Annotated in this window: 22 protein-coding genes; 11 read left to right on the top strand and 11 right to left on the bottom strand. The window is 69.3% G+C overall.

All coding sequences use genetic code 11. The features are described from left to right. Positions 1–11: 11 nt before the first annotated feature. Both MWU52_RS14310 and MWU52_RS14305 read left to right on the top strand, forming a co-directional pair. A complete protein-coding gene (locus tag MWU52_RS14310; protein WP_246953394.1) occupies positions 12–2,732 on the top strand; it encodes a DNA translocase FtsK in 2,721 nt (906 codons plus the stop codon). A gap of 105 nt (positions 2,733–2,837) precedes the next feature. Next, on the top strand, positions 2,838–3,434 hold the full coding sequence (locus MWU52_RS14305; RefSeq protein WP_246953392.1) for an outer membrane lipoprotein carrier protein LolA: 597 nt from the start codon (positions 2,838–2,840) through the stop codon (positions 3,432–3,434). Positions 3,435–3,441: 7 nt separating this feature from the next. On the opposite strand, the gene MWU52_RS14300 is transcribed toward MWU52_RS14305, so the two are convergent. Continuing rightward, positions 3,442–4,692, bottom strand: a complete 1,251-nt coding sequence (locus MWU52_RS14300; protein ID WP_246953389.1) for an Hsp70 family protein — start codon at positions 4,690–4,692, stop codon at positions 3,442–3,444. Positions 4,693–4,777: 85 nt separating this feature from the next. Beyond that, positions 4,778–5,653: an MBL fold metallo-hydrolase gene (locus MWU52_RS14295; RefSeq protein WP_246953387.1), complete on the bottom strand. Its 876-nt coding sequence runs from the start codon at positions 5,651–5,653 to the stop codon at positions 4,778–4,780. Between the two features lie 75 nt (positions 5,654–5,728). Here MWU52_RS14295 and MWU52_RS14290 point away from each other — a divergent pair, with 75 nt between their 5' ends. Continuing rightward, a complete protein-coding gene (locus MWU52_RS14290; RefSeq protein ID WP_246953385.1) occupies positions 5,729–6,409 on the top strand; it encodes an FkbM family methyltransferase in 681 nt (226 codons plus the stop codon). Between the two features lie 7 nt (positions 6,410–6,416). Here the strand turns inward: MWU52_RS14290 and MWU52_RS14285 are convergent, their stop codons facing one another. From MWU52_RS14285 to MWU52_RS14275, 3 genes are all read right to left on the bottom strand, one after another. Further along, entirely contained in the window at positions 6,417–8,444 is a 2,028-nt protein-coding gene (locus MWU52_RS14285; RefSeq protein ID WP_246953383.1) for an NADPH-dependent 2,4-dienoyl-CoA reductase, read from the bottom strand. An 82-nt stretch (positions 8,445–8,526) separates the two neighbouring features. Continuing rightward, positions 8,527–9,120, bottom strand: coding sequence for an enoyl-CoA hydratase/isomerase family protein (locus MWU52_RS14280; protein WP_246953381.1), 594 nt, complete (start codon positions 9,118–9,120; stop codon positions 8,527–8,529). Continuing rightward, a complete protein-coding gene (locus tag MWU52_RS14275; protein ID WP_246953379.1) occupies positions 9,117–9,866 on the bottom strand; it encodes an SDR family oxidoreductase in 750 nt (249 codons plus the stop codon). Before MWU52_RS14275 ends, MWU52_RS14280 begins: the two co-directional genes overlap by 4 nt. Positions 9,867–9,939: 73 nt before the next feature. Between MWU52_RS14275 and MWU52_RS14270 the strand changes: the two genes are divergently transcribed. The 6 genes from MWU52_RS14270 (at position 9,940) to lpxK (ending at position 16,169) form a co-directional block, all read left to right on the top strand. Beyond that, on the top strand, positions 9,940–11,409 hold the full coding sequence (locus tag MWU52_RS14270) for a DUF2125 domain-containing protein (protein WP_246953377.1): 1,470 nt from the start codon (positions 9,940–9,942) through the stop codon (positions 11,407–11,409). 110 nt (positions 11,410–11,519) lie between these two features. Beyond that, positions 11,520–12,863, top strand: coding sequence for a TldD/PmbA family protein (locus MWU52_RS14265; RefSeq protein ID WP_246953375.1), 1,344 nt, complete (start codon positions 11,520–11,522; stop codon positions 12,861–12,863). Next, the gene (locus MWU52_RS14260) at positions 12,850–13,623 is read left to right on the top strand and encodes a 3'(2'),5'-bisphosphate nucleotidase CysQ (RefSeq protein ID WP_246953373.1); all 774 of its coding nucleotides are present in this window, start codon (positions 12,850–12,852) and stop codon (positions 13,621–13,623) included. Before MWU52_RS14265 ends, MWU52_RS14260 begins: the two co-directional genes overlap by 14 nt. 62 nt (positions 13,624–13,685) lie before the next feature. Then, on the top strand, positions 13,686–13,928 hold the full coding sequence (locus tag MWU52_RS14255; RefSeq protein WP_246953371.1) for a DUF4170 domain-containing protein: 243 nt from the start codon (positions 13,686–13,688) through the stop codon (positions 13,926–13,928). Positions 13,929–13,932: 4 nt separating this feature from the next. Beyond that, positions 13,933–15,213 carry a 3-deoxy-D-manno-octulosonic acid transferase gene (locus tag MWU52_RS18045; RefSeq protein ID WP_281494133.1) on the top strand — a complete coding sequence of 427 codons (1,281 nt, stop codon included), beginning with the start codon at positions 13,933–13,935 and terminating at the stop codon, positions 15,211–15,213. Further along, positions 15,213–16,169 carry a tetraacyldisaccharide 4'-kinase gene (gene lpxK, locus MWU52_RS14245; protein ID WP_246954601.1) on the top strand — a complete coding sequence of 319 codons (957 nt, stop codon included), beginning with the start codon at positions 15,213–15,215 and terminating at the stop codon, positions 16,167–16,169. Before MWU52_RS18045 ends, lpxK begins: the two co-directional genes overlap by 1 nt. Before the next feature lie 10 nt (positions 16,170–16,179). Here the strand turns inward: lpxK and MWU52_RS14240 are convergent, their stop codons facing one another. Further along, on the bottom strand, positions 16,180–16,833 hold the full coding sequence (locus MWU52_RS14240) for a DsbA family protein (protein ID WP_246953368.1): 654 nt from the start codon (positions 16,831–16,833) through the stop codon (positions 16,180–16,182). 33 nt (positions 16,834–16,866) lie between these two features. After that, entirely contained in the window at positions 16,867–17,355 is a 489-nt protein-coding gene (locus tag MWU52_RS14235; RefSeq protein ID WP_246953366.1) for a DUF721 domain-containing protein, read from the bottom strand. Between the two features lie 75 nt (positions 17,356–17,430). Between MWU52_RS14235 and mutY the strand changes: the two genes are divergently transcribed. After that, a complete protein-coding gene (gene mutY, locus MWU52_RS14230; protein ID WP_246953364.1) occupies positions 17,431–18,438 on the top strand; it encodes an A/G-specific adenine glycosylase in 1,008 nt (335 codons plus the stop codon). A 76-nt stretch (positions 18,439–18,514) separates the two neighbouring features. Next, positions 18,515–19,660: an alkane 1-monooxygenase gene (locus tag MWU52_RS14225; protein ID WP_246953362.1), complete on the top strand. Its 1,146-nt coding sequence runs from the start codon at positions 18,515–18,517 to the stop codon at positions 19,658–19,660. Here MWU52_RS14225 and MWU52_RS14220 read toward each other — a convergent pair. Genes MWU52_RS14220 through MWU52_RS14205 form a run of 4 tightly spaced genes read right to left on the bottom strand, consistent with a single transcriptional unit; the run spans position 19,657 to position 22,854 of the window. Further along, a complete protein-coding gene (locus MWU52_RS14220) occupies positions 19,657–20,247 on the bottom strand; it encodes a DedA family protein (protein ID WP_246953360.1) in 591 nt (196 codons plus the stop codon). The two genes, MWU52_RS14225 and MWU52_RS14220, sit on opposite strands and share 4 nt — an antisense overlap. Positions 20,248–20,294: 47 nt before the next feature. After that, on the bottom strand, positions 20,295–21,131 hold the full coding sequence (kdsA, locus tag MWU52_RS14215; protein WP_246953358.1) for a 3-deoxy-8-phosphooctulonate synthase: 837 nt from the start codon (positions 21,129–21,131) through the stop codon (positions 20,295–20,297). Between the two features lie 2 nt (positions 21,132–21,133). Continuing rightward, a complete protein-coding gene (locus MWU52_RS14210; RefSeq protein ID WP_246953356.1) occupies positions 21,134–21,916 on the bottom strand; it encodes a manno-octulosonate cytidylyltransferase in 783 nt (260 codons plus the stop codon). Beyond that, the gene (locus MWU52_RS14205; RefSeq protein WP_246953354.1) at positions 21,913–22,854 is read right to left on the bottom strand and encodes a KpsF/GutQ family sugar-phosphate isomerase; all 942 of its coding nucleotides are present in this window, start codon (positions 22,852–22,854) and stop codon (positions 21,913–21,915) included. Before MWU52_RS14205 ends, MWU52_RS14210 begins: the two co-directional genes overlap by 4 nt. Positions 22,855–22,889: the final 35 nt, after the last annotated feature.

Genomic DNA, 22,889 nt, shown 5'->3' with positions numbered 1-22,889 from the left:
GAGGAGCCCGAATGGCCTATCAGGTGCGGCAACGCGATCCCCTTCTGGACTCGAATATGCAGATCAGCCTGGCCCGCCGGGGCCGCGAGGGGCTGGGCGTCCTGATGGCGCTGCTCGGACTGGCGGCGGCGGTCATGCTGGCCACCTACCATCCCGACGACCCGAGCTGGCTGGCCGCGACGGACGCGCGCCCGCACAATTGGCTGGGCGTGCCCGGCGCCTCGCTGGCCGCGCCGCTCTACCTGATCCTGGGTTACGGCGCGTTCGGGCTTGCCGCCGGACTGATCGTCTGGGGCCTGCGCTTCGCGCTCCATGGCGGGTCGGAACGCGCCCTGCCCCGCGCGCTCTTCGTGCCGGGCTGGGTGCTGATCCTGTCGCTCTGGTCGGCCTCGTTCGTGCCGGGCGCGGGGTGGAGCCATGATTTCGGTCTGGGCGGCCTGTTCGGCGACACCGCCATGGGTGCGCTCCTGTCGATCCTGCCGATCCATGCCAGCATCGGCCTGAAGGTCCTTGCACTGCTGATCGCCGTCTGCGCCGCGTTGTCGGGGGCCTGGGTCCTGGGCTTCACCCGCGAGGACCTCGCCAAGGTGGTAGTGTTCTTCCTCAAGGGCCTGGGCAACGCGCTGCACCTCGTCCGCCTGGCCACCGGCAGCGCCGCGCGCGGGGCCGCGCAGGGCACGCGCAAGGGCGCGCGGGCGTTGCGCGAACGCCGGTCGGCCCGCCAGGCGAATGCCGAAGAGGACCCCGAGGTCGAGGAGACGAGCCGCCGCGGCCTGATGTCATGGCTGCCCAGCCGCGGCATGTCCGATCTGTCTGACACGGAAGATGCCGCATGGGAAGAGGACGATGCCCCCGACGACGATCGTGTCCGCGCGCGCATCGCCAATGCCGTGCGCACGCGGGTGCGCCGCGCGACCATCAGCCAAGCCCTCGCCCCCGGCGCGCAGGTTGTGCCGGCGCCGCGGGCCGAGCCCGTCCTGACGGCGGCCCAGGCCATGCCGTCGGGCCCCCAGACCGCGCCCGACCCGATGCCCGAAGCGATGGCCGCCCCCGACCTGGACCAGGACGCCCTGATCGAGGAGGAGGACGTCGCGCCGCTTCCCCGCCAGGCCATTTCGCGCAAGGTCGTGCAGGCGCCCGCCAAGCCCGCCGCCCCGTCCCGGCAGGCCCGCGCCGAGGCCCAGCCGACCCTGCAGTTCGAGGAGGGCACCACGGCGTACGAGATGCCCCCCCTCGGGCTGCTGACCGACCCGGACACGGTCGAGCGCCACCACCTGTCGGACGAGGCGCTGGAGGAGAACGCACGGATGCTGGAAAGCGTCCTCGACGACTATGGCGTCAAGGGCGAGATCGTGTCGGTCCGACCCGGCCCGGTCGTCACGATGTACGAGCTGGAGCCTGCCGCCGGTCTGAAGGCCAGCCGGGTCATCGGCCTGGCCGACGACATCGCGCGGTCGATGTCGGCGCTCAGCGCCCGCGTCTCGACCGTGCCCGGCCGCAGCGTGATCGGGATAGAGCTGCCCAACGAGCGGCGCGAGAAGGTCGTTCTGCGCGAGATCCTGTCCGCCCGCGACTTCGGCGACACTGGCCAGGAACTGCCGCTGGCACTCGGCAAGGATATCGGCGGCGCACCTGTGGTCGCGAACCTGGCCAAGATGCCGCACCTGCTGATCGCGGGCACGACCGGATCGGGCAAGTCGGTGGCGATCAATACGATGATCCTGTCGCTGCTCTACAAGTTGCCGCCCGAAGACTGCCGCATGATCATGATCGATCCGAAGATGCTGGAACTCAGCGTCTATGACGGCATCCCGCACCTTCTGTCGCCCGTCGTTACCGACCCCAAGAAGGCGGTCGTGGCTCTGAAATGGGTCGTGGGCGAGATGGAGGAACGCTATCGCAAGATGTCGCGCATGGGCGTGCGCAACATCAGCGGCTACAACGGCCGGGTGAAGGATGCCCTGTCAAAGGGCGAGATGTTCAGCCGCACCGTCCAGACCGGTTTCGACGACGACACCGGCGAGCCGATCTTCGAGACCGAGGAGACGGTGCCCGAGAAGCTGCCCTACATCGTCGTCATCGTCGACGAGATGGCCGATCTGATGATGGTCGCCGGCAAGGAGATCGAGGCCTGCATCCAGCGTCTGGCGCAGATGGCGCGCGCCTCCGGCATCCATCTGGTCATGGCGACGCAGCGCCCGTCGGTCGACGTCATCACCGGCACGATCAAGGCGAACTTCCCCACCCGGATCAGCTTCCACGTGACGTCGAAGATCGACAGCCGCACGATCCTGGGCGAGATGGGCGCCGAGCAGCTTCTGGGCATGGGCGACATGCTCTACATGGCCGGCGGCTCCAAGATCACCCGCATCCACGGCCCCTTCTGCTCGGACGAGGAGGTCGAGGAGATCGTCAACCACCTCAAGTCCTTCGGCCCGCCGGACTATGCCGCCAGCGTGCTGGATGGCCCGAACGACGACACGGCGACGGATATCGATGCCGTCCTGGGCCTGACGGGCGGCAATACGGGCGGCGAGGACGCGCTCTACGACCAGGCGCTCGCCATCGTGGCGAACGACCGCAAGTGCTCCACCTCCTACATCCAGCGCAAGCTCGGCATCGGCTACAACAAGGCCGCCCGCCTGGTGGAGCAGATGGAGGAGAACGGGGCCGTCACGCCTGCGAACCACGTCGGCAAGCGCGACATCCTGCTGCCCGACCCGAACGGGTGATGCAGGGAACCGCCTGACAGGGGTCGGTCATTGGATATCGGGGGGCATTCCCGGCAACGCTGCCTATATGTCCCCCGAACGACCATTGCAGAAAGACCCGCACAGATGCGTATCCTGACCCTCGCCGCGACGTTGATCGCCCTCGCCATGCCTGCCTCGGCCCAGATTTCGGTGGGCGAGATCAGCCGCTACCTCAACAGCTTCCGCACCGCCAAGTCCGAGTTCACGCAGATCAACGCCGATGGCTCGATCTCGACGGGCGACCTTTCGATCAGTCGCCCGAACAAGGCGCGCTTCGACTACGATGCGCCGAACAAGGGTCTGGTGATCGCCGGTGGCGGGCAGGTGGCGGTGTTCGACGCGGTCTCGAACACCCCGCCCGAGCAGTACCCGCTGTCGCAGACCCCGCTCAGCCTGATCCTGGCGAACAATGTCGATCTTGGCCGGTCGGGAATGCTGGTGCGCCACGGCGGCGACGCGACGCAGACCTCAGTGACACTTCAGGACCCGGCGCACCCGGAATACGGCAATATCCAGCTGGTCTTCACGCCGAGCCCCACCACCCTGCGCCAATGGGTCATCACCGACGATACCGGCTCGCAGACGACGGTGATCCTGGGTGACATGCAAACCGGCGCGTCGCTGGGCAGCAGCCTGTTCAACATTCCGGTCGAGATGCAACGCCGCGGCCTGTCGAACTGACGCGCGCCTAGGGATCCGCCGTCGCCCGGACCAGGCCCCGGGCGACGGCGGTGAAGACGTCGGAGAAGGAATGCACCGCGCCGGGAAAGGTCGCGCGCATCGCGCCCGAGACCATCGACATCAGGCTGGACCCGCCGACATAGATCACGCGGTCGACCCGCGCGGCATCAATGCCCCCAAGGCGCAGCACCTCCTGCGCGGCGCCCAGAAGTTCGCGCGCGGGCCCTTGCAGGATTTCGGCCAAGACCTCCGCCGTCAGGGGTGCGGACAGTCCCGTCTCCACCTCGTCCAGGACGATGCGGGCCTGCCCGTCGCGGTCGTTGGCCTCGATCTTGCCGCGCTCCACCGCAAAGGCGACGTCATGGCCCAGCTCGTCCCGAAGTACGGTGGCGAGCCGTTCCATCCGGACCGGCTCCTCGGCCAGCCGCGCCATTTCGGCGACCATGCGGCGGTTCTGCGGCGTATAGAGGAAGGGGATCTTCTCCCACGTGGCCAGATCGTTGAAGATCGCGTTCGGCGCGGTCACCCGGCCCTGCCCCAGCGCCTTGCGGAGCTGCATGCCCTTGCCGAAGAGCGGCATCACCCGGTCGATGCTGATCGCGCGGTCGAAATCCGTGCCGCCGAGACGGACCCCGTGGCTGGCCAGGATCTCCACGCCCGTCCCGATCGACCGGAACAATGAGAAATCCGAGGTGCCGCCGCCGATATCGACGATGAGGCCGATCTCCCCCGGCTGCTCCAGGGCGCCGCTGGCGATGGCGGCCGCCTCGGGCTCGGGCATGAAGGCCACGTCCCGAAACCCCGCGGCCAGGTAGCAGGCGCGCAGGTCGTCCTCGGCCCGGGCCTCGCGCGGATCGTTCGCGCCGTGAAAGAAGACCGGGCGCCCGGACAGGACCCGGTCGAAGGTCACGCCCGCCTCGGCCTCGGCGCGGGCCTTCATCACTGCGAGGAACCGCCCGATGATGTCGACGAAGGTCACCCGCTCGTTCAGGATCTGGCGCGTCTCGTGCATGAGCGACGTGCCCAGCACGCGCTTGAGCGCCCGCATGAACCGCCCCTCCGCCCCCTCCAGCAGGGCCTGGTTCGCCGGCACCCCCATAAGCGTCCGCCGCGTGTCGAAGGCGAAGAAGAACGTGGTCGGAAGCGACGTCTGACCCGACGCCATCCGTACGAGATGGGGTTGACCATCCCGGAGATAGCCGGCGGCCGAATTCGACGTGCCGAAATCGACGCCCAGCGTCTGGCGTGCCCCTGCCATGGCGACCTCCCTGCGATGCGACGCGAAGGCGGGGGCTTAGAGCGTTCGGGCGAAGGGCGTCAAGCGGCCATGCCCGAGGGCACCGTCAAAGCCGCCTCATGCGACCGATCGGGACCTTCAGGTAGGTCTCGCCATCCTCTTCGGGCGGCGGCAGTTGCCCCGCCCGCATGTTCACCTGGATCGAGGGAATGATCAGCTTCGGCATGCCGAGCTTCGCGTCCCGCTCGGTCCGGAAGGCCACGAACTCCGCCTGGCTGCGTCCGCCGCCGACATGGACGTTTCCGGCCTTCTCGGCGGCCACCGTCGTCTCCCATCGAAATTCGTCGCGCCCGGGCGCCTTGTAGTCGTGGCAAAGGAACAGCCGCGTCTCGTCGGGCAGGGCCAGCACCCTCTGGATGCTGTCATAAAGCTGCTCCGCCGAACCGCCCGGAAAGTCGCAGCGTGCCGTGCCGTAATCCGGCATGAACAGCGTGTCGCCCACGAAGGCCGCGTCGCCGATCACGTAGGTCACGCAAGCCGGCGTGTGGCCTGGCGTGTGGATCACCCTTGCCCGCAACCCGCCGATATCGAAGCTGTCCCCATCGGCGAAGAGGACGTCGAACTGGCTGCCGTCCATCTGGAAATCGGTGCCGGCGTTGAAGACCTTGCCGAAGACGCGCTGCACCTCGTCGATGCGGGCGCCGATCCCCATCTTCGCGCCGGTCTTCTCGGCGATGTAGGGCATGGCCGACAGGTGGTCGGCATGGACATGCGTCTCCAGCACCCATTCCACGCGCAGCTTTCGGCGCGCGACCTCGGCCAGGACCGCATCGGCCGAGGTGGTCGCGATCTCGCCCGATGCCATGTCGAAATCGAGGATTGAGTCGACGATGGCGCAGGCATCCGATCCGGGGTCCGCCACGATGTGGCAAACGGCGTTCGTGGCCTCGTCGAAAAAACTGCTGACGTCGGGGTTCGTCATCGGATCCTCCTGCCTTGCGGTTGTGCACCGGGTTCGCCGTTTCTAGAGTTTCCCCGAAGAACGGGGAGCCGTCGAGTGGCGAGATTCGAGATCGGGGGCATCCGCCTCGACGTGCCGCGCGCGCTGCTCACGTCCAGCATTCGAAGACGGCTCGAGTCCGGCGATTATGAGAAGTTCGAAGCCGCGTCGGCCCGGCGGCTCGTGCAGGCCGGCAACAGGGTGCTGGAACTGGGCACAGGGGCGGGGTTCGTGACGAATGTCTGCGCGATGGCCGCCGGTCCGGCCAACGTCGTGACCGTCGAGGCGAATCCCGACCTTTTGCCGGTGATCCGACGCAACCTTCGCCTGAACGGCAACGCCGCCGCAACGGTCCTGCATGGCGCCGTGGGCGGCCATGATGCGGGGGCCACGCTGGCCTTTCGCCAGTCGCCCGCCTTCTGGGCCTCCGCCATCGCCGACGGCACCGGGCGCGGACCCGAGATCGAGGTCCCCGTTCTGCGGCTGCCGGACCTTCTGGCCGAATATCGCCCCGCCGTCGTCATCATGGATATCGAAGGCGCCGAGGCGGACCTCTTCGACGCCCCTTGGCCCGACCACGTGCAGGCCGTACTGATGGAGTTGCACCCCAAACGCTATCCGGACACGGTGATCGGCCGCATCTTCGACACCATGTCCGAAAGCGGCCTGATCTATGCGCCGTTTTTGTCGCGCGGGCCGGTGGTCGGGTTCCGTCGCCGGGGCCTGCCGCCGATCTGAACCGCCGTCAGAGCGTGGCGGCCAGCCGCGTGCCCTGATCGATGGCGCGCTTGGCGTCGAGTTCCGCGGCCACGTCGGCCCCGCCGATGACATGCGCCGCGATCCCCTTCGCCGCCAGCGCATCGGCCAGCCCGCGATCCGGCAACTGCCCCGCGCAGAGGACGATCGTGTCCGCCTCGATCACGGTCGGGTTCTCGCGCGTCTCGCCATGGCTGATCAGCAAACCGTCCTGGGTGACGCGCTCGTAATTCACGCCGCCGATCATCTTGACGTCCTTCATCCGCAGCGCCGCGCGGTGGATCCAGCCGGTGGTCTTGCCCAGCCGCTTGCCCGGCGCCTCGGCTTTGCGTTGCAGAAGCGTGACCCGACGCGCGGGCTTGCCCGGCTGCGGCCCTTCGGGGGCCAGGCCGCCGCGATGGGCCTCGGGGTCGGCGACGCCCCAGTCGGTCAGCCATTCGGGCAGGTTCTCGGTCGCGGAATGGCCGTCATGGACCAGATAGTCCGACACGTCGAACCCGATCCCGCCCGCGCCGACGACCGCGACGCGGGCGCCGACCCGGGCCCCGCCGCGCAGCACGTCGATATAGCTGACGACCTTCGCATCGTCCTGCCCCTCGATCTGCGGATCCCGGGGGGTGACGCCGGTGGCGATGACGACCTCGTCGAACCCGGCCAGCGTCTCGGGCGTGACTTCGATGTTCAGCCGCACCTCCACCCCGTGGACGTCGAGCATGTGTTCGTACCATTCGACGAAGCCGATGAACTCCTCCTTGCCCGGGATGACCTTGGCCATGTTCAGTTGCCCCCCGACCTTCGCCGCCCGGTCGAACAACGTGACACGGTGCCCCCGCTCGGCTGCGGTGATCGCGGTCGACAGGCCCGCCGGTCCGGCACCCACCACGGCGATGGATTTGGGCACGTCCGTCGGGGCGACGACCAGCTCCGTCTCGTGGCAGGCGCGCGGGTTGACGAGGCAGGAGCTGATCTTGCCGCCGAAGGTGTGATCCAGGCAGGCCTGGTTGCAGGCGATGCATGGCGCGATTTCCGCCGCCTTGCCGGCCATGGCCTTGGCGACGAAGTCGGGGTCGGCCAGGAACGGGCGCGCCATCGACACCATGTCGGCGCAACCTTCGGCCAGGACCCGGTCGCCGACCTCGGGCGTATTGATCCGGTTCGACGTGATCAGAGGGATGCCGACCTTGCCGCGCAGCTTCTTCGTGACCCAGGCGAAGGCCGCGCGGGGAACCGACGTGGCGATCGTGGGGATCCGCGCCTCGTGCCAGCCGATGCCGGTGTTGATCATCGTGGCGCCCGCCTCCTCGACCGCGTGGGCCAGTTGCACGACCTCGGCATGGGTGGACCCATTGGGGATCAGATCGATCATCGACAGGCGGTAGATGATGATGAAGTCCGGGCCCACGGCCTCGCGGCACCGGCGCACGACCTCCACCGGCAGCCGCATCCGGTTCTCGTAGCTGCCACCCCATTCGTCGGTGCGCTTGTTGGTATGGGTCACCAGGAACTGGTTCAGGAAATACCCCTCCGACCCCATGATCTCCACGCCGTCATACCCGGCCTCGCGCGCCCTGACCGTGGCGGTGACGAAATCCGCGATCTGCTTCTCGATCCCGCCTGCGTCCAGCTCCTTCGGCGGAAATGGCGAGATCGGCGACTTGATCGGGCTGGGCGCCACGCATTCAGGGCCGTAGGCATAGCGCCCGGCATGCAGGATCTGCATCGCGATCAGGCCGCCCGCATCGTGCACGCGGTCGGTGACGATGCGGTGGTTGGCGATGTCCTGGTCGGTGAACAGGCCCGCGGCGCCCGGAAACACCCCGCCCTCGCGGCTGGGCGCCATGCCGCCCGTGACCATCAGCGCGACGCCGCCCCGGGCGCGGGTGGCGTAGAATTCCGCGACCCGGTTCCAGTCCTTCGTCTCCTCCAGGTTCGTGTGCATGGACCCCATCAGGACGCGGTTCTTCAGCGTCACATGACCGAGGTCGAGCGGGGCGAGCAGGTGCGGATACTGGGTCATCGAAGCCTCCGGGGTCGGGTGGCGCAGAGCGTCGTGCAACGGGCAGGCCGGGGCAAGGGCGCGGCCGGATTCCCTTGCGTCGTCAGGGCACCATCGCCTTGATCGCGGCCACATGACCAGCCGCTCCCGGGGCCAGATCGCGCGCGGCGGCGACGGGATCGGGCACGATCCGGTCGATCAGGCCGAAGCTGAGCGCCTCCGACGCGTCTAGCCGGGCCCCTCCGGCCAGGATCAGCTTGGCCCGTGCCGGCCCGACCAGCGCCGCGAGGCGAACGGGGTCGGAGGGCTGCGGCAGGAAGCCGAGCTTCGCCACCGGATAGAAGAACGACGCCTGCGGCACCGACAGACGGATGTCGCAGGCGAGCGCCATGCCGAAGGCACCGCCCGCGAGCGTGCCGTTCAGCGCCGCAACGGTCAGGCAGGGGACGGTGGCGACGGCCCCCGATAGACGCTCCCACAGAGGCGACGTGGCGAGGCCCGCACGTGCCTCCTCTAGATCGGCGCCGGCGCTGAAGGCCTTGTCCCCCGCCCCCGTCAGGATCAACAGACGCAGGTCGCGGGCGTCCTCGACATGGCGGGCCATGTCCGACAGCATCGCGGCGGTCAGCGAATTCGCACGGCCCGGTCTGTCGATCGTCAGCGTCAGGGCATCGCCATCCCGGTCGGCGCGGATCACGCCAGCCCGATCCGGCCCCGAACGCCCCCGTCGCGCAGCGAGACTTCGGTGCCGCGCAGATCGTCCGCCGCCTCGGTGCACATCCAGACCAGGGCGCGCGCCACCCATTCGGGCGGGATATGGTCCGACCAGTCCAGCTGCGCGACCGGGCCGATGCCGCTGGCCTTGATCTCGCGCTGCATCTGGGTCGCCACGGTGCCCGGCGACAGCCCCATGACGCGCAAGGTGGCGCCGTGTTCGGCATGCAGGCATTCCGTCAGCATCTTCGCGCCGGCCTTCGACGCGCAATAGGCCGACCAGCCGCCCAGCGCATGGCTCGCCGCGCCCGAGCTGACGGTGATCGCCGTGCCGGACCGCTGCGCCAGCATGACCGGAACGGCCGCGCGCATGACGTGGTAGACGCCCTTCAGGTTCACGTCGATCGCGTTGCCCCAGGCGCCGGGATCGACCTTGGCCAGACCGCCGATCGGCTCGATCATGCCGGCGTTGTTCACGACGACGTCCAGCCCGCCGAAGGCCGAGACCGTGGCATCGACGGCCCGGGCCACCTCGGACCAGCGGGCGACGTCGCAAGGGATGGCCAACGCGGTGGGACCGATCTCGCCGGACAGATCGGCGATGGCGTCGGTTCCCCTTGCAAGCAGGGCCACGTTCGCCCCCTGATCCGCGAAGGCGCGGGCGGCGGCGGCGCCGATGCCGCGCGATGCCCCGGTGATGAGGATGGTCTTGCCAGTCAGATCGGTCACTTCGGCCCCCCAGTTGACCCCGCCATCGGGGTCCGATTTGGTATCGACGACATTTCCTAAAGGATACGGGACCATGCCGAAACATGCCATCTCCGGGGCAACGGCCCTTTTGCTGACGACCGCCATCGCCCATGCCGAGGTCGACGCCCGCACGATCTGGACGGACTGGCAGGAGGTCTCCGCCCGTTTCGGAGGGGCGTTGACGGCGGCGTCCGAGGACTATTCGAACGGCACCCTGACGCTGACGGACATGATGGCGACCACCACGATGGATGGGGCGGAAAGTCGCATCGAATACGGCACCGTGCGCCTCGTGGAGGGCGAGGACGGAACGGTGACGATCGAGTTGCCCGAAAGCCTCGAGATGACGACAACCAACACCGTGGGCGAGGTCACGCAGACGCAGGATCTGGCGGTGAGATACCAGGACCTGGAGATCGTCGTGTCCGAGGAGGAGGGCGTGCGCGTCTATGACGCGGAGGCGGAGTCGATGACGATGACCACCGCGGTCGCACCCGAGGACGGATCGGGGGGAGCCGAGCTGGTCGTCACGATGAGCGGGATCGACTCGACCTATCGCTCGGGCACGGACGGCGATGACGGCGCGTTGGAGCAGACCCTGGCGGCGGATGGCCTGGAGCTGAGGCTGGCGGTGGAAGACGAGGGTGGCGCTCCGGTGGCGATCACCTCCACGCTCGAAGGGATCACCGGCACTTTCGACGGCAACCTGGGCGAGATGCCCGACTTGCCGGTCACGTCCATGGCGCAGTGGAACATGACCTATCAGGGCGGACTGCGGCACGATGGCGGCACCTTCCGGATGGACGGCGAAGGCCCGCAGGGTCCGTTCTCCGTCGACGGCACGTCCGATACCGGGAACCTCGATTTCTCGCTGACCGAGGACAGCATGGGTTACCGTCTCGGGGCCGAGGACGTGGCGATGACGGTTCAGGCCCCCGGCTTTCCGGTTCCCATCCGGATCGCGGTGGCGGAGTCCGAGACCGGCTTCACCCTGCCCTTCGGCGAACCCGGCACCGAGAAGCCGTTCGGCATGACGCTGGCCTATCGGGACCTCGTCATCGACGACGCGCTCTGGGCGCTGTTCGATCCCACGGGCCAGCTGCCGCGCGATCCGGCGACGCTCGTGGTGGAGCTTGCCGGGACGGCCACGCCCAGTGTCGACATCTTCGGCGACCCCGAGGCGATGGCCACGCTCCAAGGCCCTCCGGGCACCCTGGATTCGCTGACGATCGAACGGATCCTGCTCGACCTGGTCGGCGCGACGCTCCGGGGTTCGGGCGAATTGGCCTTTCCCACGCCCGATCCGTCGCAACCCGTGGGCACGATCGAGCTTTCGCTCGACGGCGGCTTCGCGCTGATCGACAAGCTGGTCGCACTGGGCTTCGTGCCCGCCGAACAGGCGGCCTTCGTCAAGGGCATGGCCGGCGCCGTGGCCAAACCCGTGGGCGACGACCAACTCGAGACGGTGATCGAGTTCACCGAAGGCGGCGGCATCAGCGCGAACGGCTTGCCCCTGCAGTGACCCTGCAGCGACCCCGCGGCGACCCCGTCGGGGCGGCCGGTCGGGGCGTGGGCTTGCTGCGCGGCCTCCCGGGGGCTACCTGCGCGGGGCAAGATGAACGCGAGCGCCCCATGACCGACCTTTCCCGCCTGACCGACGACCTACTTCGCGCCGCCCGCCAGGCGGGGGCCACCGCGGCGGACGCATTGGCCGTGGGCGGGGCGTCGGTTTCGGTCGATGTGCTGGGCGGGCGTCTGGAACATGCCGAACGGTCCGAGGGGACCGAAATCGGGCTGCGTGTGCTGGTGGGGCGGCGGCAGGCCTGCGTCTCCGGCTCGGACCTGACGCCCGGTTCCATGGCGCAGATGGCCGAACGGGCGGTGGCGATGGCGCGCGAGGCGCCCGAGGACCCGCATGCCGGCCTGGCCGATCCCGACCGGTTGGCCCGCGACTGGAATCTGGAACGCCTGGACCTCGTCGACGACGGACCCGTGCCCACGCCCGCCGACCTGCAGGAGATGGCCTTGCGCGCCGAAGCCGCGGCCCTGGACGTGGCGGGTGTGGCGCAGGTGTCGAGCGCGGGAGCCGGATACGGCGACCGACGGATCCACCTGGCCGGCACCAACGGCTTTTCGGCCGGCTACCGGCGAACATCGACATCGGTCAGCTGCGTGGCGATCTCGGGCGAGGGCAGCGGGATGGAGCGCGACTATTATGGTGACAGCCGCATCCACCGGACCGATCTCGATGAGCCCGAAACCGTCGGCCGCATCGCCGGCGAACGGGCGGCGGCACGGCATGGCGCCATCAAGCCGCGGACCGGCGCCTTCCCCGTCGTCTATGACGAACGCGTCGCCGGACAATTGATCGGCCATCTGCTGGGCGCGGTGAACGGGTCCAGCGTCGCCCGCGGCGCCACCTTCCTGCGCGATGCCATGGGCGAAGCCGTCCTGCCCGCGGGACTGTCGCTGACCGAGGATCCGACCCTGCCCCGCATCGCGGGCAGCCGCCCCTTCGACGCCGAAGGGCTGCCGGTCGCATCCCGCGACATCGTCCGCGACGGCGTATTGCGATCCTGGATCCTCGATCTGGCGACCGCCCGCCGGCTGGGCCTGAACAGCACCGGCAACGCATCGCGCGGGACCTCGTCGCCGCCCTCGCCCGCCAGCACGAACGTCCGGCTGACCCAGGGCCCGGCCACGCGCGCGGAGCTGCTGGCGCAGATGGGCACCGGTTTGCTGATCACGTCGATGATCGGCTCGTCCATCTCGGCCACGACGGGGGACTATTCGCGCGGGGCATCGGGCTTCTGGGTCGAGAACGGAGAGATCACCCATCCCGTCAACGAATGTACCGTCGCGGGCAACCTGCGCCCGATGCTGCGTTCGCTGATCCCGGCCAACGACGCGCGCCTGCATGTCGGCCGGCAGGTCCCCTCCCTCCTGGTCGAGGGGCTCACGATTGCCGGCGGATGACCTGGCGCTTCTGGCGCAGGCGGCGCGCGCGGCGGGCACGATCGCGCGCCGGCATTTCGGCAACGGACCGGCCACCTGGGACAAGGGCGACGGCCAGGGTCCGGTGACCGAAGCCGATCTGGAAATCGACGCGATGCTGCGCCGGGACCTGCTGGCGGCCCGGCCCGAATACGGATGGCTGTCGGAGGAGACGACGGATGGACCGGCGCGGCTGAACCGGTCGAAGGTCTTCGTTGTCGATCCGATCGACGGAACCCGCGCCTTCCTCGAGGGGTCGAAGGATTTCAGCCACTCGCTGGCCGTGGTCGAGGACGGCATCCCGGTCGCGGCGGCGATCTACCTTCCCGTCCGGGATCGGCTCTACCTCGCGTCCCGGGGCGGGGGCGCGACATGCGACGGGCGCGCGATCGGCCCCTCCGGCCGGACCGATCTGACGGGCGCGACCGTGCTGGGATCCCGGCCCAACTTCACGCCCGCCCGATGGAAGGGCGGATCGCCCCCGGTCGAGCGGTGCTTCCGCTCCTCGCTGGCCTATCGCCTGGCGCTGGTTGCCGAGGGGCGATTCGACGCGATGCTGGCCCTGCGCCCGGCTTGGGAATGGGACATCGCCGCCGGCGCCCTGATCGTGGCCGAAGCCGGGGGGCAGATCCACGATCGGCGCGGCTGCCCGCTGCGCTTCAACGCCGCCATGCCCCAGCATGACGGGGTCGTGGCCGGCACGCCCGCCATCGCCGGCGCGCTGCTGGCACGGCTGGTCTAGCTTCACGCCACGCGGCGGACGCGCTAAGGGGCGGGGAACGCCAACCCCACAGGAGGCCCGACATGACCCAACGCCTGCACCTCGTCTTTGGCGGCGAACTGGTGAACCCCAGCTCGAACCAGTTCGCGGATGTCGACAAGATCGACATCGTCGGCATGTTCCCCGACTACGCCAGCGCCTACGACGCCTGGAAGGACGCGGCCCAGCGGACCGTGGACGACGCCCATGCACGGTACTTCATCGCGCATATCCATCGTCTGCGCGACGAGGAGACCGAAGCCTCCCCGACCGAGGAACTGGGCTGAGGTCATGCCCCCGCCGGTCCTGCTCGGCCCCTATCTCGCGTGGTCCGAACGCGCCCAACGCTTCGCCGAGCGGACCCTGCGGCGACGCATGGCCGATGGCAAGGAAGACCCTGCGCGGCTGGACGAGCGGCGCGGGAAGCCGGCTGTCGCCCGGCCCGAGGGGCCGTTGATGTGGCTGCACGCCGCCAGCGTCGGGGAAAGCGTCTCGCTGCTGGAGATGATCCGGCGCATGGGCGAGGAACGGCCGGAACTGTCCTTCCTGATGACCACCGGGACGGTCACGTCGAGCCAGGTTCTGGCCGACCGGTTGCCGGACCGGACGGTGCATCAATACGTGCCGCTGGACGTGCGCCCCTGGATCCGCCGTTTCCTCGATCACTGGTCGCCCGACCTGACCGTCCTGGCCGAGGGCGAACTTTGGCCCGCGCTCATGCACGAGACGTCGCGGCGCGGCATCCCGATCGCGATGATCAACGCCCGGATGACCGAACGGGCGCATCGCAACTGGCGCGTGGCGCGCGGGACGGCGCGTGTGCTCCTGGGCCAGATCGCCCATGTCCAGGCGCAGGACAAGGCGACGGCGAACCGGCTGCTTTCACTGGGTTTGCCGGCCGACCGGCTGGAGGTGACGGGCACCCTGAAGGAAGGATCTGCCGCCCTGCCGCATGACGAGGCCGAGCGGCTGCGTCTGGCGCAGGCGCTGGCCGGGCGGCCCTGCTGGCTTGCCGCCTCGACCCATGAAGGCGAGGAGGAGATGGCCGCCCGCGCCTATGCCGAGGCGCTGCGGTCCTGGCACAAGCTTCTGCTGTTCATCGCGCCGCGCCATCCCGGCCGGGCCGCGGGCATCGTCGCCGGTTTGCGCGCGGGCGGCTGGCGTGTCGCCCAGCGCTCCGCCGACGAAGAGATCGGTCCCGACACTCAGATCTACGTCGCCGACACGGTGGGCGAGATGGGGCTGTGGTACCGGCTCTGTTCCGTCAGCCTGATGGGCGGATCGCTGGTGCCGATCGGCGGCCACAACCCGTTCGAGCCCGCCGCCTTGGGAAGCGCGATCCTGCATGGGCCCCATGTCGGCAACTTCGGCGACATCTACGGACGTCTGACCCAGGCCAAGGCCGCCCGCGCCGTCACGCCCGAGACGCTGGGCGCGGCGGTGGCGCAGACCCTGGAGCCCGACGAGGCCGCGCGGATGGCCCATGCCGCCTGGCAGGTCTGCTCGGAAGGGGCGGACGTGACGGAAAAGGCGATGGACCTCCTCTTTGCCATGCTGGACCGGGTCGATTGATGAAGGCGCCCGGCTTCTGGTCGCGTCCGCCGCGCCTGCGCGCCCGTCTGTTGTCGCCGCTGGGCGCGATCTATGCCGCCGCGACGGCCCGGCGCGTGGCGCGGCCCGGCCAGCGGGTCGGCGTCCCGGTGATCTGCGTCGGCAACCTGACGGCGGGCGGCACCGGCAAGACACCGACCGTCATCGCACTGCTGCAGATGCTGGCGGAGCGGGGCGTGGCGGCGCATGTCGTCTCGCGCGGGCATGGCGGGCGACTTGCGGGCCCGGTTCGGGTCGATCCCGCACGCCATACCGATGCCGAAGTGGGTGACGAGCCGCTGCTGCTGGCGGCTTTCGGTCCGACCTGGGTGGCCCGCGACCGCGCCGCCGGGGCCCTGGCCGCCATCCGCGCGGGGGCCGGCGCGATCCTGCTCGATGACGGGTTCCAGAACCCATCGCTGGTCAAGGACCTGTCGATCGTCGTGGTCGATGCGGGGGCGGGGTTCGGCAACGGGCGGGTCATTCCCGCGGGGCCGCTGCGCGAACCGGTGGCCGCCGGGCTGGCGCGTGCCGACTTCACGCTGACGATCGGGGCGGGCACCGTGGTCCTGCCACAGCCGCCGACCCGGCTGCGCGGCCGTCTCGTCCCGCTGACGACGGGGATGGACTGGACCGGTCTGCCGGTTTTCGCCTTCGCCGGGATCGGCCGACCGCAGAAGTTCTTCGACACGCTCAGCGATCTGGGCGCCGATCTGCGCGGGACCGAGGCATTGGCGGATCATCAACCCCTGACCCCGGCGCTTCTGCGCAGGCTGGGGGAACGGGCGGCGCGGCTGTCGGCACAGCCGGTGACGACCGAAAAGGACGCCGTTCGGCTACCGCCTTCCCTTCGGGGCCAAGTCTTGGCCCTGCCCGTCCGCCTGGAGATCGAGGACAGCGCGCCGCTGGAGGCCGCGCTGTCCGAGTTGGGCCTCTAATCGCGCGGGGTCAGAGCGCGTCGTCGACCAGCTTGCCGATCTGCGACAGGCTCATGTTGCCCGAATGCATCTCGCCGTCGATCAGGAAGGACGGGGTCGACCGCACGCCGTCATCCTGGGCGTTCCGCTCGTACCAGGCCACGAGGTTCTGGGCCTTGTCGCCATCCTGCAGGCAGGCATCCGCCTGCTCTGCCGAAAGCCCGGCCTGTGCGCCGATCCGCTTGAGGCTCGCGGCGACCGAGGCCGGATCTTCCTGCCGGGCCCATTCGCCCTGCCGCGAGTAAAGCAGGTCCGACACCCCGAAATAGCGGTCTGCCCCCGCGCAGCGCGCGATCATCGCCGCCCACAGGCCGTAGCGGTCGAAGAACACCTCGCGATAGGTGAAATGCACCTTTCCCGTGTCGATATACTCGCGCTTGAATGCCTTGAACGTGTCGTTGTGGAAGCTGGCGCAGTGCGGGCAGGTATAGCTGGCATATTCGACCACCTTCACCGGCGCGCCCGGATCGCCCAGCGTGATGTCCTCGATCGTGCCGGCGCCCTGGGCGTTGGCGGCGCCGAACTCCGCCAGCCCATCGGCCCGGTCGCCGCGGGTCAGGCTATAGGTCCCGCCGGCGGCCAGGCCGATGGCGGTCAGGGTCAGGGCTTTGCGTCGGGTGATCATCTTGGTCTCCAGTCTGGCGCCGGATCAGGCGCGTTATCTCGATATGATGTTGGCGGCCAGCCGTTCAAGCGAGGCGCGCAGATCCGCGTCGCCGACGCCGTCCGCCGTCTCGCGGGCACGGGCCACGACCTCGGGCGCGGGGTCCGGCCGCGGCGCGGGCTTCCTGGACGCGAACGCGACCTGCCCTTCGGAAAACCCCGTCGGCGCGGTCTGCGTGATATCGATGCGGCTGATGGCGGCATAGCCGTAGCAGGCGTTCACCTTCTCGCGCAGGCCGGGCAACATCATATGCAGCATCGGCGCCTGCGCACCCGTGGTCAGCACGGTCAGGACGGCGCCAAACCCGTTGCGGGGGAACCCGACCTTGACCGGGCGACAGATCGACGCCGCCTCGGCGCCCGCGATTTCCGCCCAATGCGTCAGCAGCCGGGTTTCCGAGAAGCCGCGCTTCTCGCCCATGCGGCGGACGTCCCGCTCCACCAGCGTCGAGACGCGCCGCGCTGTCTTTCGGTATCGGGTCATCTGTGATGGGGTTCCTCGGGGCTTCGATGCATCCTACATGATGCGCGGGGACGGGAAACAGGGGCCATCTCACCAATGCGTGATCCCAGGACGGATCGATTGCTGAGCTGGTACGACGCAAATGCGCGCGTGCTGCCGTGGCGGATGCCCCCGGGCGCCGCCGAACGGGCGGATCCCTATCGCGTCTGGCTGAGCGAGGTGATGCTGCAACAGACCACGGTCGCGGCCGTGCGCGCCTATTTCCACGACTTCACCACCCGTTGGCCCACCGTCGACGCCCTGGCCGCCGCGCCGGATGCCGAGGTGATGGCTGCCTGGGCCGGCCTGGGATACTACGCCAGGGCGCGGAACCTGCTGAAATGCGCGCGTGTCGTGGCGGGCGATCACGACGGACGCTTTCCCGACACGGAGGCGGAATTGCGCGCGCTGCCGGGCGTCGGGCCCTATACGGCCGCTGCCATCGCGGCCATCGCCTTCGGCCGACCCGCCGTGGTCGTCGACGGCAATGTCGAGCGGGTCATGGCCCGCCTCGCCGCGATCGAGACGCCGCTGCCCGCCGCGCGCGCCGAGATCCGCGTGGCAGCCGCCGCGATGACCCCCGCGGATCGACCGGGCGACCATGCGCAGGCGGTCATGGACCTTGGCGCCACCATCTGCCTGCCTAGGCGGCCCGCCTGCCTGCTCTGCCCGCTGTCGGACGATTGCGCGGCCCATGCGGCGGGGATTGCCCCATCGCTGCCGCGCAAGGCCGCCAAGCCCGCCAAGCCGGAACGGCGCGGGTTCGTCTATCTCGCCCGGCGGGGTGAGGACTGGCTGCTGGAGACGCGCCCCGGCACCGGGCTCTTGGGCGGCATGCTCGCCTTTCCCACCTCGGACTGGTCCGACACACCACGAGACGTGCCGCCCTTCGCCGCCGACTGGCGCGACGTGGGCGAAGTTCGGCACAGCTTCACCCATTTCCACCTGACGCTGACGGTGCGGACGACGCGGATGGCGGGCAACCCCGACCGGGGGAGCTATGCCCCACTCGACCCCGCCGCCCTGCCGACCGCCTTCGCCAAGGCGCACCGCATGTTGACGTAGCGTTTCCCAGCCGACGCTTGAGCGACGGGCCGCGAATGCGATATCCTGCACCTCAACCGAAGGGACGCCGCGAACGATGTCGATCACGACCATGCCCGACGAACAGGTCCGCGCGCCCTGGGCCGCGCTGCCGTTCTGGATCTCGCTCACCATGGTGCCGATGGTGTGGCTGGGCGCCGTACTGGGCGGCTGGTGGGTGGCGGCGGTGCCGATCTACGGCTGGGGCCTCTATTCCGCGCTCGACCTGCTGGCAGGGTTGGAGGAGCGCAATGCCGACCCGTTGATGGAGCGGCGCGGCCTGGGCTGGTATCGGGCGATCACGCTGATCTGGGCGCCGGTCCAGTTCGCCACGCTTTTCGGCCTGATCTGGTATGTCGATCACAGCACGCATCTCTCGACGTTGGAGATGTGGGGGCTGTTCTTCGGTATGGGCGTGGTGACCGGGACGATCGGGATCAACTACGCGCATGAACTGGTCCATCAGCGGCCGCGTCTCGACCGGTGGCTGGGCGACATCCTTCTGGCGATGGTCCTTTATTCGCATTTCCGCTCCGAACACCTGCTGGTGCATCACCGCCATGTCGCCACGCCCCGCGACCCCGCGACGGCCCGGTACAACGAGGGGTTCCACCGCTTCCTGCCGCGCGTGCTTCGCAGCAGCATCGTCTCCGCGTGGCAGGCCGAGGTCGCCATGCTCGCGCGCAAGGGCGTGTCGGCGTTCCACCGCTCGAACCCGTTCTGGCGCTACGCCGCGCTGCAGGTCGGCATGCTCCTCCTCGCCGTGGCCCTCGGCGGTTGGACGGGCCTGGTCCTGTTCGCCGTGCAGGCGGTGACCGCGATCTGGCAGCTCGAACTGGTTAATTACATCGAACATTACGGCCTGACCCGCCGCCACCTGGGCGACGGCCGGTACGAACCCGTCCGCCCGCATCATTCGTGGAACAGCGCGCACAAGGCGTCGAACTGGCTGCTGATCAACCTGCAGCGCCATTCGGACCATCACTTCAAGCCCGACCGCCCGTTTCCGCTGCTTCAGACATATGACGCGTCCGAGGCACCGCAGTTGCCCGCGGGCTATCCGGTCATGACGGCGGCCGCGATGGTGCCGCCGATCTGGCGCCGGGTGATGAACCCCCGCGTGCGGGCGTGGCGTCGACAGCATTATCCCGACATCGCGGATTGGTCGGCCTACAAGACCGCGTCGAACCCCGTCGCGCGCTAGCGCCGCCGCAGCAGCCGCCACAGATAGGCCGCCACGATCGCCCCGATCACGATCCAGGAGATCGGGTCCATCCAGGCACCCACCTTCTCGTATTGCGACTCGAGCACGTAGCCCAGCCCTGCCAGGAGGGCGGTGAAGGGCAGGCTGCCCGCCAGCGTATATCCCAGGAACGGCACGAGCGGCATCCGCGCGACCCCTGCCGGAACCGAGATGAATGTGCGGACACCGGGGATCAGACGCCCGAAGAATACGGCCGCCCCGCCATGCCGCCGAAACCAGTCGGAGGCCTGGTCGACATGCCGCCCCTCGATCGTCAGCCAGCGGCCGTGGCGTTCGGCGAAGCGACGCAGCCTTTCCTCGCCGACCTCGCGCCCGATCCAGTACCAGAAGAGCGCGCCTGCCACGGAGCCGAGCGTCCCAGCCACGATCACCAGCCACAGGACCAATGTGCCGCGCGCGGCCAGGAAGCCGGCCAGCGGCATGATGACCTCGGACGGGATCGGGGGAAACACGTTCTCCCCCAACATCAGAAGGAACGTCCCGAAGTATCCGGCGCGTCCCATGACGCTGACGATGATCTCGAACATGCGGGTCTCCGGCGTGGCTGCGCAGCCTCAACGTCGCGGCGCGCGGGTCAGTTGCCCTTGCGCAGGTCGTCGAAGGCGCGAAGTTCCGCGATCAGGTCCGCCATCCGGTCGACGGGAATCATGTTGGGCCCGTCCGAAGGCGCGCTATCCGGGTCCTGATGCGTTTCAATGAACAGGGCCGAGACACCGACGGCGCAGGCCGCGCGCGCCAGCACGGGCGCGAATTCGCGCTGACCGCCCGATGTGGTGCCCTGCCCGCCGGGCTGCTGCACCGAATGGGTGGCGTCGAAGACGACCGGATATCCCGTCCGCTCCATCACCGGAAGGCCACGGAAATCGGTGACCAGGGTGTTGTAGCCGAAGCTCGTCCCCCGATCGCAGAGCAGGATGTTCCCGTTTCCGGTGCTGGCGACCTTGGCCGCGACGTTCTCCATGTCCCAGGGCGCGAGGAACTGTCCCTTCTTGATGTTGATCGCGCGGCCCGTCCCGCCAGCGGCAAGCAGCAGGTCCGTCTGCCGCGACAGGAAGGCGGGGATCTGCAGCACGTCGCAGACCTCCGCCGCCGGCGCGCAATGGTCGGGCAGGTGCACGTCGGTCAGCACCGGACAGCCGAACTCCGCCTTGACCTCGGCCAGGATGCGCAGCCCCTCCTCCATCCCCAGACCCCGCTGGGTGCCGATGGAGGAGCGGTTGGCCTTGTCGTAGCTGGCCTTGAAGACGAACCGCGTGCCGGTCGCATCGCACGCCTCGGCGATATGGGTCGCCATCATGCGGGCATGGTTCAGGCTTTCGAGCTGGCACGGCCCGGTGATCAGCGCGAAGGGGTTCGTGCCGCCAACGGGGATGCCGCCGATCTCGACAATGCGGGTTGCGATGGGCTCCATGCTCAGGCTCCTTGCAGGACGGCTTCGATGCGGGGCACGTCGGCTGGGTTGTTTAACTCCCAGAACACGCGGCCCCGCGCGTCGACCTCGACGCAGGCGACGGTGGCACCGTTTTCCAGAAAGCGCAGCTGCTCCAGCCCCTCGCGCCGCTCCAGCTCGCCTTGCGGCCATCCGGCATAGGCGCGCAGCGCATCGGGGCGATAGGCGTAGACGCCGACATGGTGAAAGACCGGGATCGGATCGGGAACCTTGCCCGGGTCGATATAGGGGATCACTTCCTTTGAGAAGTAGAGCCCGTGCAGGTTGCGGTCGAACACGGCAGTGGTGCCGCCGACGCGCCCGGCCTTCCGATCCTCGATGAACATCGCATAGGTCGCGGCGTCGCAGCGCAGGACGGGCGTGGCGACGGCGGCATCCGTATCGGCCTGCATCCGTTCGATCAGCGCCTCGACGAACCAGGGTGGCGTCAGCGGCGCATCGCCCTGCAGGTTCACCACGAGGTCGGCCTCGATCTGGTCCAGCGCCTCGGCGCAGCGTTCGGTGCCGTTCGCCGCCGCGGGCGACGTCATCAGGACGGTCGCGCCGAAGCCCCGCGCCGCATCCGCGATCCGGTCGTCATCGGTCGCCACGTGCACGGCGTCGACGCCCCGAACTCCCTGCGCCGCCTCCCATGTCATGCGGATCAGGGATTTGACGCTGCCGTCCTTCTGCCGAAGCTCGGCCAGCGGCTTGCCGGGATAGCGGGTGGAGGCATAGCGCGCCGGGATCAGGATCGCGGTCTTCATGCGACACCCGCGCGCAACAGGTCGTGGATGTGCAGCACGCCCACCGGGGCGGGCCCCTCGCAGACGATCAGCACGCTGATCTTGCGCGCATTCAGCAGCGCCAGCGCCTGCGCGGCCAGCATGTCGGGCGGCACCGTCAGCGGATCGCGCGTCGCCACGTCGCCCGCGCGCCGGTCCATCAGCACCGCCATGTTGCGCCGCAAGTCCCCGTCGGTGATCACGCCGGTCAACACGCCGCGATCGACCACGGCGGCGATCCCAAACCCGCCCGAGGTCATCGTCAGCAAGGCATCGGGCATCGGCGTCTCGGACGTCACCGCCGGCACCTCGGAATGCATCAATCGCGACACGCGGGCCATCTGGGCGCCCAGCTTGCCGCCCGGGTGGAAGACGCCGAAATCCTCCGCCCGGAAATTCCTTCGCCGCAGCAGCGCCACGGCCAGCGCGTCGCCCAGGCCCAGCGTCAACGTGGTCGAGGTGGTGGGCACCATCCCGATCCCGCAGGCCTCGGGCAGTGCGGGGATGGTCAGTCGGTGATCGGCGGCCTGCATCAGCGTCGATCCGGGGCGCGAGGACAGCCCCACCAGCGGGACCGAAAAGCGCCGGGTGTGCTCGATCATGTCGCGCAGCTCCGCCGCCTCGCCGGAGTTCGACAGCATCAGGACGACGTCGTCGCGCCCGATCATGCCCATGTCGCCATGGCTGGCCTCGGCCGGATGCACGAACAGCGCGGGCGTGCCCGTGGAGGCCAGGGTCGCCGCGATCTTGCGGGCGATGTGCCCGGACTTGCCGATGCCCGTGACGATCACGCGCCCGGGCGCCGCCGCGATCAGGTCGACCACGGCCGAGAAATCCTCGGGCATGGCCTCGGCCAGCGCCGACAGGGCGGCCGCCTCGGTCCTCAGGACCTCGCGGCCGGTGTCCAATGCGTCGTTCATGCGCCCGCAGATAGGCTGCGCCGCGACGCCGCGCA

This window comes from Jannaschia sp. S6380 (assembly GCF_023015695.1).
Lineage (GTDB): Bacteria > Pseudomonadota > Alphaproteobacteria > Rhodobacterales > Rhodobacteraceae > Jannaschia.
Note: the sequence above shows the minus strand (reverse complement) of the source record. Positions and strands in the feature narration are given on the sequence as shown.